Source organism: Blautia sp. 2227st1_G12_2227SCRN_220401, assembly GCF_039062885.1.
Classification (GTDB): Bacteria; Bacillota; Clostridia; order Lachnospirales; family Lachnospiraceae; genus Blautia_A; species Blautia_A fusiformis.
This window is the reverse complement of the sequence record NZ_JBCLNI010000013.1, coordinates 47369-62268: the sequence shown is the minus strand read 5'-3', so window position 1 is coordinate 62268 and position 14900 is coordinate 47369. Positions and strand designations below refer to the sequence as shown.

Sequence of the window (14900 nt, the reverse complement as noted above, 5' to 3'; positions counted from 1 at the left end):
TCTCCTCATTTTTCATCTGTTTATTCGGTTAAAATAAAAAAAGCTGATATGATCCAGCATCATATCAGCACAAAAAACAAACCTCTACCTCAGGCAGAGCTTATTCCTTCTGTATCCCATCCGAATCAGAATTCTTCTGTCAAAAAGGCAAGTCTCCTGACTCCAGTTCTTCCTACTTACCATCTTCCCGGATCTCTCCAGTGATATTTTGGTTTTCGTCCCTGTCACAGTAGCGGTGGCTGTTCTGGCATTTCACCAGATTCCTTATTAAGTACTTTGTACACCCTTCTGACTATTCAATTTTCATAGTTGCAATGAATAAATATTATAATATCATACTTTTCTTTTTATATAAATAGTTTTTTGTCAAATATAAAATATCTGAACATTTCATAGTGAAACCCGGATATTTTCTGCCTGTATTATTATAGATCCCTTAAGTAAATAACATTATGTATGAACGGTGACTTCTTTATATTTCCGTATAATGATCATATAACTTACGAATAATAAAACAGCTGCACTGCTCCATGCACAGATCTCTGCATAGTATATTCCATCTTCACCGATCAGTTTTGGCAGCAGCAGCGCAACACTGACACGCATTATAAATTCTGCAATGCCGCTGGCAAGCGGAATCAAAGTATTACCCAGGCCCTGGATAGCGGAACGATACACATACAGCAGATACAGCACCCACAAAAAGACAGCCATGATAAACAAATACTTATATGCTATATCCAATACCTGTCGGGTCTGATCCGGTTCACCGGATACAAACAGGGACAGTACATTACGTCCAAACAGTACCATCATGCCGGAAATGAAAGCCGAAGTGAGCACTGCCATATAAGTGCCGCTGCGCACGCCTTTTCGAATCCTCTGATATTTCTTTGCACCAAGATTCTGGCCTACATAGGTTGTAATAGCATATCCATATGAAACGGCAGCCATCTCCAAAACCCCATACAGCTTGTTCGATGCCGTAAATCCCGCCACAAACAGAAAACCAAATCCATTGATCACATACTGTACCACAAGTCCTCCCACGGAGATGATCACATTCTGTATCGCAAGAGGAACCGCCAGTTCCAAAAGCCGCAGGCTCATAGAGGGCTGCCTGTAAAAGTCCTTCTTTTCCAGGCGGATATCCGGGATTTTACGTAATACGATCAAACAGTACAAGGCTGAAAATCCCTGTGCGATAACGGTTGCCACTGCTGCTCCGGCTATACCCCAGCCAAAAACCGCCACAAATAACAGATCCAGTCCCACATTGATCACTGCTGCCACTGTCATTGCGATCAACGGAGATCTGCTGTTTCCAAGTGCCCGAAGGATCGCTGCAAATATATTATAAGCAGCTATGATCGGGATTCCTGCAAAGATCAGCCGCAAATATAGCATTGTCAGATCAATGACATTATCCGGTGTCTGTAAAAATAAAAGAACATGATAAACTGTACCTTCACTTACTGCGAGTACGACCACAGACAGTAATGCTGTCATGATATAGCTTTTCGCTACTGCACATTTCAGATTTTCCTTTTCCCTTGCTCCATAATACTGAGATACAAGAATAGAAAAACCCTGTGTGATACCTGTCATGATCCCCAACACCAGCCATACCAGCCAATCACCGGCACCTACTGCCGCCAGTGCCTTAACTCCTACCACTTGTCCGACGATCATGGTGTCTGCCATTGTATAAAACTGCTGAAAAATATTTCCAAGCATCATCGGTATGGCAAAAGTTATGATCAGTTTTCCGGGAGATCCGGCAGTCATATCTTTTTCATTGGTTCCCATAAGAGTCTCCTTTTCTTTTCATCCTTGACCGCTATTTTACAAGGGACTCTTACGAAACACAAGCCTATTTTTTCACAAAGTTTTTCTCATATTTTTGGTAGCTATTACATCTTTATAATCATTATTTTTAATGGATTATTTTTGCCACACCTATCTTAAAACTCTTTCTTCTTCATGGCGCTCATACTATACTTATACGAAGCAAACCATATAAGCAGACTTAGCACAATAAGGGCAATCGCAATTTCAAGATCCCCTATTCCACCTATCACATGCAGAATAATTTCTTTTAATCCCAAGTTAGCCTTCACAAAAAATCCAATTGTATAACAAATTGCAAAAATAATTAAAATTGCAATTGGCAGCACAATTCGCCCTTTCTCTCCTTCGAACCTTATCCTGATCGCGATCATAATTCCCGCAATTGCCTGAAACACAAAAAATGTGATCAACTCCATTGCCAGCATTTCCAGATCAAACACCTCTTCAGGATTTATGAGTACCATAATTCCTGCACAGATCATTCCAATGCACCATCCACATGCTGTCATGATAAAGGAAAAAATATATTTTTCTCTGACATATATTTTTTTATTTACGGGTAAAGAAAATAAATATGTGTAACCATGGCCATTTTCATCATAACTGATCGTATTACCTGAATATATCGCCAGAACAGATGGGATATACATTGCAATGAAAGCAGCTGCCGTTTTTCCTGTAAGTATAAAAAACAATGCTACAAACACTAACACCAAAAAAAGATTACCACCCTGTCGAAAAAACAATCGAAAATCCTTTTCCAAAAGCCCTCTGATTCCTTTCATCATCTTTCGCCCCCTGTCAACATCAGGATCACCTGATCGAGTGATCCGCTCTCTACTACGATTTCCGGATAATTTTCTATATAATACTGCTTCTCGTTCGTCAGACAGGCAACTCCAAAAAACTCTTTTTTCTCTTTCAAAAGATACCTTTTATCCACTGCCTGATATTGTTCCTCACTGACCTTCAACACTGCATATTTTTCAAGAATCGTATCCATCGCTTCATGAAGTATGATCTTTCCTTTATGTATCACATAAATGTCATCACACAGATGTTCTAAGTCCGAAGAAATATGTGAACTGATCAGGATACTTCTCTCCGGCTCTTCTTCCATATACTCTCTTAAAATATCCAGCATCCTTTCCCTCGCTCCGACATCAAGCCCTGCTGTCGGCTCATCCAGCATCAGGAATTCTGCCTGATGTGTCAATGCAATGATCAAATTCAGCTTTGCTTTCATTCCTGTTGAGTACTCTTTTATAAATTTATCCAACGGAATCTGATATTCTTCACACATCTGATGAAATTTTTCTGCTTCAAACTTTGGATATAATTTGGCAAGGACTGCCTCAACATCTTTCCCTTTCAAGTATCCACTGAATCCGGTTTCTGCCAGGACAACTCCCAGCTCTTCTTTCTCTTTTTCACTTAACTCTTCCGGTATTTTTCCCAGGATCTTTATCTCACCGGCATCATAAGAAATGAGTCCGAGCACTGCCTTGAACAAAGTACTCTTACCGGCTCCGTTCTCTCCAACCAGACCGGTGATTCTTCCTTTTTCTACATTTAACGAACAGTCTAACTGAAATTCACCGTAGCTTTTCTTTACTCCTTTGATCTCCAACATAATCATTCATCCTCCATGATGAGTTCAAACAACGAACGGATCTCTTCCTCCTTCATTCCGCAGCGCCTTCCCTTCTGAATTGCTGCTTCCAGATCCGCCTCAACCTCTTTCCTGCGCTCTTCTTCCATCAGCTGTGTATTCGAAGCCGCTACATACGTTCCTTTCCCATGAACTGTGACTGTCATGCCCTCTGCTTCCAGATTGTCATATGCTTTCTTCACAGTAAGTGCACTGATCTTCAGTTCCTTTGCCATTGTTCTCACGGACGGCAATATATCATTTTCTTTTAACTCTCCGGAGATGATCTGCGCCTTGATCTGCTCCATGATCTGTTCATAAATTGGTACCATCGATGTATTATTGATTATAATCTTCATATGTTTCCTCCTGTTGTAAACAGTATATAACAGTGTAATACTGTTGTCAACTGTTATATACTGTTTTGCAGCAGTTGACTGCCGGGATTCTGTCATCTGCCATCATAAGGTATGGGAAGTCTTAGTCATTTATTTTTCATGATCATTAATTTTTATTTGTTACGCAAAATGTATTGACTTTATAGACCGATTAGTCTATTTTGTAAATAACTACAACAAAAATATTCTTGGAGAAATATATGACGAAAGCTATCAATAATTATGATAAAACAAAAATTTCAATGGCACATGTTTTCCTGCAATATGATCAGGCTACAATGATACATAAATATTCATTAGATTACAATTCTGACTGGTTATATATTACTTTTATTAACCGTACCTATCGTATTAACCGAAAAACGGGAAGTGTTCAGTGGTCAGATAATGATTTTGAAACAGTTCATGAAGCCAATCATAATGAAGCAATGACTATTTATGATGTTTTATGTTATTCAAAGGATAGATGCCATCTGTCACATGAATTTGTAAATATAAACAGCCTTTCCTCTGTCCGAACAGGAAATCTCTCGCCGAACAGAGGATTTTTTCAGAATACCGCTGACTTTTTTAACAGAAAAACCATTGAATTGCGTAATGCCTGTATATCACTTTCCGGAAAGGAACTGGAAAAAGGAGATGTTGCTTTTAAATTAAATCTTTTTCCTTTTTTGCCGATTATCATCCGTTTCTGGGAAGCTGATGACGAGTTCCCGGCAAGTCTTCAAATTCTTGCAGATAGGAATACTTTAGATTACATGCATTATGAAACGCTTATGTTTGCACTTACACATCTGTTTTCCAGACTGAAGGAGGAAATGCGAATTGAAAAAGGGTGAAGAATCCAGACAACGCCTGATCGAGTGTGCTGCTGAATTATTTTGGAAAAATGGGTATTCTGCTACTGGAATCAGCGAAATCCTCAAACAAACAGACCTTCCAAAAGGATCTTTTTATTTTTATTTCAAAAGCAAGGATGACCTGGCAACAGCGGTAACGGAATACTATCAAAAAATCTTACTGGAACAATTTCAAAATAGTTCTCAGGGAAATGACTGGGAAAGTTTTATTGAAGAAATCTTTGATTTTTTATCTGAAAGGACAAATGGACAAACATTTGCAGGCTGCCCGTATGCGGTGATGGGCATGGAAACAGCACTTAGCAAGCCTGCAGTTGCATCTGTATTTATGGAAGGACTGAAAAAATTTGAGCAGATTTTTCAGGAAGTATTGTTATGCTCCGGATTGTCTCCAGATCATGCAAAAATTCTTTCGCAGCGCATGCTTTCTATCTATCAGGGATATTTTCTTCTTGGGCGAATCAGCGCCGATACTTCTTATTTGAAAAATGCCAAAAAAAATATGATTGAAATGTACCGGGAATACCGGGCATTTCATGGAATCTGAGAGGAACTTCAGTCCAATGCTGTAAAGCTCTGCCCCTTCCTGATAGCGTACAAATTTCTTTGCCATTTTCTTTGTTTTCTCTACATCTTTACGTGCATATCCCATACACCACCTTATCCTTTCCTGTCGCCAGTTCATGGAATTGTTCCAGATAGGCATCAAAAATATCCCGGTTGATCCATACGGTTCCATCTATTCTGTAAATCGCACCTGCATCACTGGCAAGTTCAAATAATTTCTTATGAGAAATACTGTAAATAATCTCTGCCTGTTGATAACGCAGATACTGTCGGCGCAATTTTCTAAGCTGCTCCGATACTTCCTTCATACTTGTGATTGGTTTATAATTTTTATCCATGATATTTTCGCGTAATTCACTGTTTTACAGAAGTTGACTGCCGGGATATATTTTTTAGTGCGAAAAAAAAGCACCTCTCAGATTAACTCTAAGAAGTGCTCTTGTTGTCATGCATATCAATCATTGATCCAGTGAATCAATTTTGATTTCATTCTCAAACCTGTGCCCTTTCACCTGAAATTCGTCATGCTTCATAACGATTCATCATTCTCCCAAATTTTGTTGTCAAATTGTTGTCAACTGTGGTCTGACATCATGGTTTTAGAGATTTTATATTTAATTTTAGTACAGCTTTGCACCTGCCGGAATGTGGTCATCAACCATCAGAAGATGGAGCTTTTCTTCGCCTTCTTCTTCATGAATAGCACTGAGGAGCATACCGCAAAAGCTATGGATTATATCAATCTGCTCCACGCATCCGGAATGTATGAAAAGCAGACTGCTAAGATAATTCCATTCCGTAGCATTGATATTTTTGAAAATGCCGTATCAGCCGGAACCGGTAACTTCCTTGTAGACGGACCGAAAGAGACTGTACGCATAGATGAATCTATCCTGCCGGAAGATACTACTTTCGGTGTCCGTATTAGTGGTGACAGTATGGAACCTGAATTCCATGATGGTCAGATTGCATGGGTATTACAACAGGAATCTGTTGCTAATGGAGAAATCGGCATCTTCGCTCTTAACGGAGAAGCCTATATTAAGAAATTACAAAACGATAAAGACAGAATTTTCCTTATCTCTCTTAATGAAAAGTATGCACCTATCAAGGTTAGTGAAAATGACCGCTTAGACATATTTGGAAAAGTTCTTGGAAAATCTGATGCTTCTGCTATTACAGGACATTGCCGATAAAGCATTGCCGATAAAATTGCAAGTCCTTTTTATTGGACACATTATTTTGCATAATTGACAATAAGAAAATATCTATAGAACTGAAAGAAGGGATTTTTATGGCGGTTACCAATAATATCAGAGAAATCCGGGAACAGCGTGGCATTTACCAGGATGACCTTGCCGCTGCTATCGGATACAGCACAAAAACTGTTGGCAGGATAGAACGTGGGGACAGCACCCCATCTGCCGAATTTATGCTGCGGATATCAAAATACTTTAATATGCTGGTGGAAGATGTATTCCACGTGGAAGATTGAGTCGGAGCAGCAATCCGGTTCACCTTCTATTTTGGACAGCTTTTCATGTCCTTATCAACAACTATAGTTTTTTGATAAATGCTTGACTGTAAACCTTGTTTATAGCTTATTATTAAGTAAAATAGAGTTGCTCGAAAGGAGGGCATAATATGACTATAAAAGACGTAGAAGAGCGAACAGGTTTATCCCGTTCTAATATCCGTTTTTATGAAAAGGAAAAACTTATTGAGCCTTCGAGAAATGAAAGTAATGGTTATAGAGATTATTCTGAAAATGATGTGGAAAATATAAAGAAGATTGCATATCTACGTACATTGGGAATTTCTATTGAAGATATACGAAGTATTATATCCGAAAAAGTAACATTGCAGGAAATGCTTGAGAAGCAAAAGGAAGTATTAAAAAATCAGATTACTGATTTGAATAAGGCGAAACTCATGTGCGAAAAAATGCTGGATGAAGAAAGTATTAGTTATGAAAAATTACAGGTAGAACAATATGTAACAGATTTGCATAACTATTGGAAAGATAATCGAACTGTTTTCAAACTGGATTCCGTCAGCTTTTTGTATATATGGGGAAGTATGCTTACCTGGACTATGATTACCGCACTATGCTTGATTATTGGGGCTTTGTCTTATTCTAAGTTGCCGACAGAAATTCCAGTACAATGGAGTAAAGGAGTGGCAACATCCCTAGTTAATAAAAACTGGATTTTTATTTGTCCTGTTATATGTATCATAATCCGTTATTTATTAAAACCTTTTATCTATGCGAAATTGCAGATGAACAATTATTATGGAGAAATTATAACAGAGTATTTGACAAATTATATGTGTTTTATTGTGTTGTCAGTGGAAATCTTCTCCATACTTTTTACTTTCGGAGTGGTAAAAAGTGTTGTTGTACTGTTATTTGTGGACACGGCAATTTTTATTGGATTGTTAGTAGTTGGTTTGGTAAAAATGGATTTGAGAGGGAAAGAAGTTTTATGATTCAAATTTTATATTTCAGAAATAACAATAAGATACTATTTTTCCCACGCCTACTATGAGAACGGCGGCTATGAGATAGAAATTGCATATACTGGCGAATAAAAGAACCGCTGTTGCATGGTTTATTGGCTTCCATGTAGCTAGGATTCGGCTGAGGTATTGAAAGAGCTAGGATTGAAATGAGGGAAGTGGATAAATGTTTTGATTGACGAAATAACCTATACATGATAGTATAAATCCAAAGATGATGGTCTATCAGAGAGACTGTTATATATCTTCAAGTTTAAAAAGATAATTTTCAATAATTTTTCAAAAATCAGAATCGACAATTCATGACAAATCAACCCTGAATCGGGGAACGTTTCTCATAGAAAAGAACTACAAAAAATAAGAAAATAAAAACGGAAAACCATTGTCTGTAGTATAAGTATTTGTTATTATGAAGTAAATAGAGGATATTTTACAAAGTAAAGCTTAATCTAGAGAATCTGCCAGTGGCAGGCCTCTGTAGATACCAAGGTATACAAAAGGAGAGTGAAAAAATGAAAAAAGAAGCCATGTCCTGTATCGACTGCGCAGTAAAAAGCTGCAGCAAAATGGATAAAACCTATCCGGATTTCTGTCTGACAACACACATGGATGAAGAAGTTCTAAATGAAGCTATGGAATGCTACAATGAAGACGAGAACCGCAAAGTAACAATCGCTGCAGCTGAAGTAGAGTATGAGAATTACTGCAAACATACCCGTGTCGAAGAAATCATGGATTTTGCAAAGAAAATTAATGCGAAAAAGATCGGGATCGCAACCTGTGTCGGATTGTTGAAAGAAAGCCGTATCCTGGCAGATATCCTGCGCAGACATGGCTTTGAGGTGTATGGTGTCGGCTGTAAAGCCGGAACACAGAAGAAAACATCGGTCGGCATCCCGGAATGCTGCGAAGGTGTCGGTGTGAATATGTGTAATCCGATCCTGCAGGCAAAGCTTCTGAACAAGGCGAAGACGGACCTGAATGTTGTGGTCGGACTTTGTGTGGGGCATGACAGTCTGTTTTACAAATATTCCGAGGCACTGACTACGACAGCAGTGACGAAAGACCGTGTATTGGGGCATAATCCGGTGGCGGCGCTTTATACTGCGGATAGTTATTATTCGAAGTTGAAGAAGAGTGAAGAAGAGTAATATTTCTAATTTGGGCGTTTAAAGATACATAAAGATATCCCATTCAAGCATTTCTCTTTTTATCCAACGAAAAAAAGAACACACAACACTCTGTATGTTCTCTTTCTGTATGTGAAGTCCAATATTATACTTTGAAGTAGCTATCCAATCCTTTGAACTCTTCCGCTTTCATTTCTTTTGTAACATCAGCATAGATGTTCAGTGTAGTTGAAATATCTGAATGTCCGAGTGCGTCTTGAATGACCTTTATATTTACTCCAGCTTCACACATTCTTGTTGTAAATGTATGTCTAAGCGAGTGGCAGCTAAAATGAGGAAGTAACACATCAGGTTCATCACTGTGCAAAAACTGCTCATCATTGCAATCACGGATAATTCTTCGGATTGCTTTGTTGAGTGTGGCTTGGTGCTGTGCCTGACCAAAACGATTGATGAAAATAAAATCTGTATATCCGTCAATCGTGACCTCGCAATGAAGTCCTAAATCTTCCTGCTTCTGTTTCTCATGTTCCAATGCTTCTTTCACAAAACCGAGCATTGGAACCTACCTCATACTCGCCGGAGTCTTCGTTGTATTTACATTGAAATAACAGCCACTTTTACTTCCCTCTGTTCTGTGGTCATAATATACAAGAGTATGATTAACATCAATCATTCCACTTTCCATATCAATATCACACCATCTCAATCCAGTTACTTCCCCCACACGAAGTCCAGTTCCTATCATTACTGCAAAGACCGGATACCAGTGTTCATATACAGGGTGGGTTTTCAGGAAATTCAGAAATAGCTCCTGCTCCGGTTTCGTCAACGCTCTACGCTTTTCCGACTGAAAACAATGTGCTTTTTTCAATTCTCTCAACACATTATCTGACGGGTTATTTCTGATAAAGTCATCATCGACAGCAATCTGTAAAACCTGATGAAGAACCGTATGTATATTATCAATCGTTGAAGGCTTCAAATTTCTTTCATCAACAAGATAATTGTAGTATTTCTTAATATCCGATTTCTTCAGCGTTGATATTCTTTTACTTCCAATCACTGGTCGCACAAAAGTATTGTACATATATTTGTAATTTTCAAAGGTATTATTCTTCAGCCCTCTTTTCATATTTGCCCAAGCGGTAAGTTTTTCTCCGACCACTCCGAAACAAGTTCCGGATGTACTTCTGCTAAACTGTTATTCATAGCCAAACCTCAACCTCCTTGTGCTTAGAGTATATGAAGTTTTAGCTTTGTCTTGTAGTTTGCGAATATCCGTATAAATAGAAAAAGCCCTTTGAGAAAAGGATTTCTCCCCTCTCAAAGGACAACCAGACAAACTGAAAGTTGCCGCTTTCCTGTACTTACCATTTTTCATTAAAGCGGCTGCATCATCTCAAGAATGATTCCATCCGGGTCTCTAAAATAAAAAGCTCTACTTTCCCCAAATCCATCTGCTCTAAAATCGAAATACTGCGGTTCAGACAAGCACTCCACATTATTATCTACGAGATGTTTGTAAGCAGAATCAATATCATCTGTGTAGAAACATACTTCCGAGATAGATGTTGTAAACAAATCAGAGGGAACTTTCTTTACTTCGTTGTTTACAAACTGAATCAGCTCAACTGGCGGTGCTTCAACAGCCTTGGAGCCATTCAAATAAGCGACCCTTGCTTTGCAATTTACTCTACGAAACATTTTATCTGTTTCTTCGCCTTCCATAAAAATCTCTCCTTGAAACTCAAGCCCAAGGACATCTCTGTAGAATGCAATTGAGCGTTCCAAATCAGAAACCGTTAGTCCTACATGATAAATTCTTCCAACCATATATATTTCTCCTGTAAATTTCGATATGTATTTTTGTTTGTTTAAAAAATGGGCAATCCCGATTGGAATTGCCCACTCATTGTACTAATTATGCGATTTTTTCTTGCTTGCACCGATTTCTGCATCAAATGATGTAAGTTTGATGTAAATCGCTGTTTTTTTAGTTTTTTATCAAATGAAGTACGTCCCGTCTATTCGGTAAAACGGTACATCTTTACATCATCTTAATAGAGCTTTGCACCTGCTGGAATATGGTCATCAACCATCAGAAGATGGAGCTTTTCTTCGCCTTCTTCTTCGTGGATGGCACTGAGGAGCATACCACAAGAGTCAATGCCCATCATAGCTCTCGGTGGAAGATTTGTGATAGCGATAAGAGTTTTTCCAACCAGTTCTTCAGGCTCATAAAAGCTATGAATACCACTTAAAATAGTTCTGTCTGTGCCTGTTCCGTCATCAAGAGTGAACTGTAAGAGTTTCTTTGACTTCGGTACTGCAACACACTCTTTAACCTTTACTGCACGGAAATCTGACTTGCTGAATGTGTCAAAATCAACTGCTTCCTCAAACAAAGGCTCAATCTTTACCTTAGAAAAATCAATCTTTTCAGGCTCAGCTTTCACTTCTGCAGCTGCCGGAGCTGCTTCGGAAGTCTTGGAAGCTTTCTTATCAGCGTCCAGGGACTTCATTGTCGGGAACAGAAGTACGTCACGAATTGCCTGACTGTCTGTCAGGAGCATAACGAGACGGTCGATTCCGTATCCGATACCACCTGTTGGCGGCATACCGATCTCCAGTGCATTCAGGAAGTCTTCATCTGTGTGGTTGGCTTCCTCATCACCTGCGTCTGCAAGAGCATCCTGTGCTTTGAAACGCTCTCTCTGATCGATCGGGTCGTTGAGCTCGGAATATGCGTTACACATTTCCCATGTATTGATAAAGAGCTCGAAACGCTCTACCTTGTTCGGATCGGAAGGTTTCTTCTTGGTCAGCGGAGAGATCTCGATCGGATGATCCATGATAAATGTCGGCTGGATCAGCTCTTTCTCACAGTACTCCTCGAAGAAGAGGTTGATGATATCACCCTTCTTATGGCGATCCTCATACTCGATATGATGCTCGTCAGCAAGCTTCTTGGCTGCCTCATCATCTGCTACTTCGTCAAAGTCAATTCCTGCATATTTCTTGATGGCATCGTTCATGGTCAGACGTGCGAAAGGCTTTCCAAGATCGATCTCGATACCATTGTAGGAAATCTTTGTGGAACCGCAGACCTTCTCTGCAAGGTAACGGAACATGGACTCTGTCAGCTCCATCATTCCCTCATAATCAGTATATGCCTGATAAAGCTCCATCAGAGTAAACTCCGGATTGTGACGGGTATCAACACCCTCGTTACGGAATACACGGCCGATCTCGTAAACTCTCTCAAGTCCACCAACGATCAGTCTCTTAAGATAAAGCTCCAGAGAAATACGAAGCTTAACATCTTCGTTCAGTGCATTGTAATGTGTCTCAAACGGTCTTGCAGCTGCACCACCGGCGTTGGAAACCAGCATCGGCGTCTCCACTTCCATGAAGTCACGTCCTGCAAGGAAGTTGCGGATCTCCTTAAGGATCTGGGAACGTTTGATGAATACATTCTTGCTGTCCTGGTTCATGATAAGATCCACATATCTCTGACGATAACGGGTATCTGTATCTGTCAGTCCGTGGAATTTCTCAGGAAGGATCTGTAAGCTCTTGGAAAGAAGAGTCATCTTCTCTGCATGAATGGAGATCTCACCTGTTCTTGTTCTGAAAGCAAATCCCTCCAGACCAAAAATATCGCCGATATCAGATTTCTTAAAATCTGCATAGGAATCGGTTCCAATGGCATCTCTTGCCACATAAACCTGAATGTTACCCTGTAAATCCTGGATATTGCAGAAAGAAGCTTTTCCCATTACACGCTTGAACATCATACGTCCTGCGATTGATACATGGATCGGGCTTGCGTCCATGATGCTTCTTCTTTCTTCATAATCCTTCTTCTGAGCCTCTTTTGCCTGCTCTTCATCAAGACCTGTTACATCAAGCTCCTTGCGATCTTTGAGAAGCTCTGCCTCATGTGCTTCATAGAGATTCTTTACCTCAAGGGAATGATGTGTCTGATCAAATTTTGTGATCTGAAACGGGTCCCTGCCATTTGCCTGAAGGTCTGCCAGTTTGTCACGACGTACCTTAAGCAGCTGGTTTACATCCTGCTTCTTCTGCTCTGCCACTTGTTGGCCTCCTTAATCTATCTGTCGTTCAAGCGGATCTGTGCGATCCGCTCCGTTGTCTGCTTTATACGTTTCTCTGGATCTCAAGAACCTTGTATTTCATGATTCCGGACGGCATCTCAACCTCAACGATATCGTTGGTGTGTGCACCGATCAGTGCTTTACCTACCGGAGACTCATTGGAGATCTTTCCCTCAAGGCTGTTAGCCTCTGTGGAACCTACGATCTTCAGCTCCATATCTTCCTCAAATTCATAATCATGAACCTTAACCTTGCAGCCTACGCTGATTCTGTCAAGATCGACTTCGTCCTCTACTACAACCTCAGCGTTCTTGAGGATCTTCTCGATCTCCTCGATACGTGCCTCGATATCTCTCTGCTCATCCTTTGCTGCATCGTACTCTGCGTTCTCAGAAAGGTCTCCCTGCTCTCTGGCCTCTTTGATCTTTCCTGCTACTTCTTTTCTCTTAACAACTTTCAGATCGTGCAGCTCGTCTTCCAGTTTTCTAAGTCCTGCGTATGTGAGTAAGTTCTTCTTTGCTTCTTCCATTTTGCCTTACTTCCTTTCAAAACCGTGCTGTTTTTTCTGAAAAAAATACAGCTTCGGATATTTCTGTTGCTACCATTCCCAAGAGCTCTTTTTTCTAAAAAAGGGCGTAAAAATCTCAGGATATTCACAATTTCTGTATTATACCGAAAAGCCCCAGTATTGTCAAGCATTCCACGTCGAAAAAGGGGCCCTGAAATATGCAAAAAAAGCCGCGCGAAATCTCAGATTTCAACACGGCTTTTCTGTATTATCCTGCCCGGTCTGATTCCTTATTTCTTCTCTGGAAAAAGATCTTTATAACGATTAGTCACCATCTGTGTCTGATACTCAAAATCCTGTTTATGCTGATTGACCAGTGTAGAAAGGATGATCCCGGAAAACCAACAGATGATAGCTGTCAGGATCACAAACCCGCTGACGATCAGTGTCGGGATCTTTTCCACTGTCCCAACCTCCAGAAAATGTACCAACACCGGAATAAAGAATACCATTCCCACCACAAACAGCACTGCTGCGATAAGGGAGAAGAACTCCAGCGGCTTGTAATTCTTGAACATTTTCACAATAGTCTTCAGGACCTTAAATCCATCTGCATAAGTATTCAGCTTGGACTCACTTCCCTCCGGCCTGTCACGATATTCAATGACTACATTCTCAACCTGCATGTTCTTATCGATGGCGTGGATCGTCATCTCTGTCTCGATCTCAAAATTCCTGGAAAGTACCGGGAATGTTTTTACAAAGCGGTAACTCATGGCACGGTAACCTGTCATGATATCCTTGATGTTGCTTTTGAAAAGACGGTTAATGGAACCTCTTACGATGCTGTTTCCAAAGTTGTGGAAAGGTCTCTTGTTCTCTGTAAAATATGTAGAAGAAAGGCGGTCACCAACTACCATGTCTGTGCCTTTCTCCAGAACCTTGCTGCACATTTCAGCTGCAAACTCTGCCGGATAAGTATCGTCACCATCTACCATAAGGTAACACTGCGCATCGATATCCCGAAACATACTGCGGATCACGTTTCCTTTTCCCTGCTGATACTCATAACGGACAACTGCCCCTTCTTTTCTGGCGATCTCGTCTGTTCCATCTGTAGAGTTATTATCATATACGTAGATCACAGCTTCCGGAAGTGCTTTTTTCATATCGCGGATAACCTTTGCTACCGTCTTGCTTTCGTTGTAGCAAGGAATTAAAACTGCTATTTTATCTGCCATTATTTTTCTCCTGTAAAACAAAAAACTTTCTGCGGATTCCCGCTAACTGACTG

General features: G+C 40.0%; 15 protein-coding genes, 1 pseudogene and 1 riboswitch. Of the genes and pseudogenes, 6 read left to right on the top strand and 10 right to left on the bottom strand.

What is annotated here, in order from left to right; all coding sequences use genetic code 11:
• Positions 1 to 128 precede the first annotated feature (128 nt).
• Positions 129 to 303: riboswitch (cobalamin riboswitch) on the bottom strand.
• A gap of 147 nt (positions 304 to 450) precedes the next feature.
• The 4 genes from ABCM67_RS08530 to ABCM67_RS08515 form a co-directional block, all read right to left on the bottom strand.
• Positions 451 to 1809 (bottom strand): MATE family efflux transporter, encoded by a 1359-nt coding sequence (locus tag ABCM67_RS08530; protein ID WP_015526673.1) that lies wholly within the window; start codon positions 1807 to 1809, stop codon positions 451 to 453.
• A gap of 155 nt (positions 1810 to 1964) precedes the next feature.
• Positions 1965 to 2639, bottom strand: a complete 675-nt coding sequence (locus ABCM67_RS08525; protein ID WP_147603684.1) for an ABC-2 transporter permease — start codon at positions 2637 to 2639, stop codon at positions 1965 to 1967.
• Positions 2636 to 3484, bottom strand: a complete 849-nt coding sequence (locus ABCM67_RS08520; protein WP_147603685.1) for an ABC transporter ATP-binding protein — start codon at positions 3482 to 3484, stop codon at positions 2636 to 2638. Before ABCM67_RS08520 ends, ABCM67_RS08525 begins: the two co-directional genes overlap by 4 nt.
• A gap of 2 nt (positions 3485 to 3486) precedes the next feature.
• Positions 3487 to 3861: a GntR family transcriptional regulator gene (locus tag ABCM67_RS08515; protein ID WP_015526677.1), complete on the bottom strand. Its 375-nt coding sequence runs from the start codon at positions 3859 to 3861 to the stop codon at positions 3487 to 3489.
• 227 nt (positions 3862 to 4088) lie between these two features.
• Between ABCM67_RS08515 and ABCM67_RS08510 the strand changes: the two genes are divergently transcribed.
• Together ABCM67_RS08510 and ABCM67_RS08505 are read left to right on the top strand one after the other, a co-directional pair.
• Complete coding sequence (locus ABCM67_RS08510) at positions 4089 to 4739, top strand: DUF3786 domain-containing protein (RefSeq protein WP_147603686.1); 651 nt, start codon at positions 4089 to 4091, stop codon at positions 4737 to 4739.
• Positions 4726 to 5307, top strand: a complete 582-nt coding sequence (locus ABCM67_RS08505; protein ID WP_021650919.1) for a TetR/AcrR family transcriptional regulator — start codon at positions 4726 to 4728, stop codon at positions 5305 to 5307. The genes ABCM67_RS08510 and ABCM67_RS08505 overlap by 14 nt, the downstream gene beginning before the upstream one ends.
• An 88-nt stretch (positions 5308 to 5395) precedes the next feature.
• Here the strand turns inward: ABCM67_RS08505 and ABCM67_RS08500 are convergent, their stop codons facing one another.
• Positions 5396 to 5665 carry a DUF6462 family protein gene (locus ABCM67_RS08500; RefSeq protein ID WP_147603687.1) on the bottom strand — a complete coding sequence of 90 codons (270 nt, stop codon included), beginning with the start codon at positions 5663 to 5665 and terminating at the stop codon, positions 5396 to 5398.
• Between the two features lie 255 nt (positions 5666 to 5920).
• On the opposite strand from ABCM67_RS08500, the gene ABCM67_RS08495 reads away from it, so the two are divergent.
• From ABCM67_RS08495 to ABCM67_RS08480, 4 genes are all read left to right on the top strand, one after another.
• Positions 5921 to 6523, top strand: coding sequence for a S24 family peptidase (locus ABCM67_RS08495; RefSeq protein WP_342992744.1), 603 nt, complete (start codon positions 5921 to 5923; stop codon positions 6521 to 6523).
• A gap of 98 nt (positions 6524 to 6621) precedes the next feature.
• Complete coding sequence (locus ABCM67_RS08490) at positions 6622 to 6822, top strand: helix-turn-helix transcriptional regulator (protein ID WP_004611564.1); 201 nt, start codon at positions 6622 to 6624, stop codon at positions 6820 to 6822.
• 149 nt (positions 6823 to 6971) lie between these two features.
• Positions 6972 to 7817 carry a MerR family transcriptional regulator gene (locus tag ABCM67_RS08485; protein ID WP_147603689.1) on the top strand — a complete coding sequence of 282 codons (846 nt, stop codon included), beginning with the start codon at positions 6972 to 6974 and terminating at the stop codon, positions 7815 to 7817.
• A gap of 542 nt (positions 7818 to 8359) precedes the next feature.
• Positions 8360 to 8998 (top strand): DUF1847 domain-containing protein, encoded by a 639-nt coding sequence (locus ABCM67_RS08480; protein ID WP_147603690.1) that lies wholly within the window; start codon positions 8360 to 8362, stop codon positions 8996 to 8998.
• A gap of 124 nt (positions 8999 to 9122) precedes the next feature.
• Here ABCM67_RS08480 and ABCM67_RS08475 read toward each other — a convergent pair.
• The 5 genes and pseudogenes from ABCM67_RS08475 to ABCM67_RS08455 all read right to left on the bottom strand — a co-directional run bounded on the left by ABCM67_RS08475 (position 9123) and on the right by ABCM67_RS08455 (position 14847).
• A pseudogene (locus ABCM67_RS08475) lies at positions 9123 to 10112 on the bottom strand (site-specific integrase).
• Between the two features lie 248 nt (positions 10113 to 10360).
• Positions 10361 to 10813, bottom strand: coding sequence for a VOC family protein (locus ABCM67_RS08470; protein ID WP_015517515.1), 453 nt, complete (start codon positions 10811 to 10813; stop codon positions 10361 to 10363).
• Positions 10814 to 11037: 224 nt separating this feature from the next.
• Positions 11038 to 13077, bottom strand: a complete 2040-nt coding sequence (gene lysS, locus ABCM67_RS08465) for a lysine--tRNA ligase (protein ID WP_118609127.1) — start codon at positions 13075 to 13077, stop codon at positions 11038 to 11040.
• Positions 13078 to 13141: 64 nt separating this feature from the next.
• A complete protein-coding gene (gene greA / locus ABCM67_RS08460; protein WP_015526720.1) occupies positions 13142 to 13627 on the bottom strand; it encodes a transcription elongation factor GreA in 486 nt (161 codons plus the stop codon).
• A gap of 269 nt (positions 13628 to 13896) precedes the next feature.
• Complete coding sequence (locus ABCM67_RS08455) at positions 13897 to 14847, bottom strand: glycosyltransferase family 2 protein (RefSeq protein ID WP_015526721.1); 951 nt, start codon at positions 14845 to 14847, stop codon at positions 13897 to 13899.
• Between the last annotated feature and the right edge of the window lie 53 nt (positions 14848 to 14900).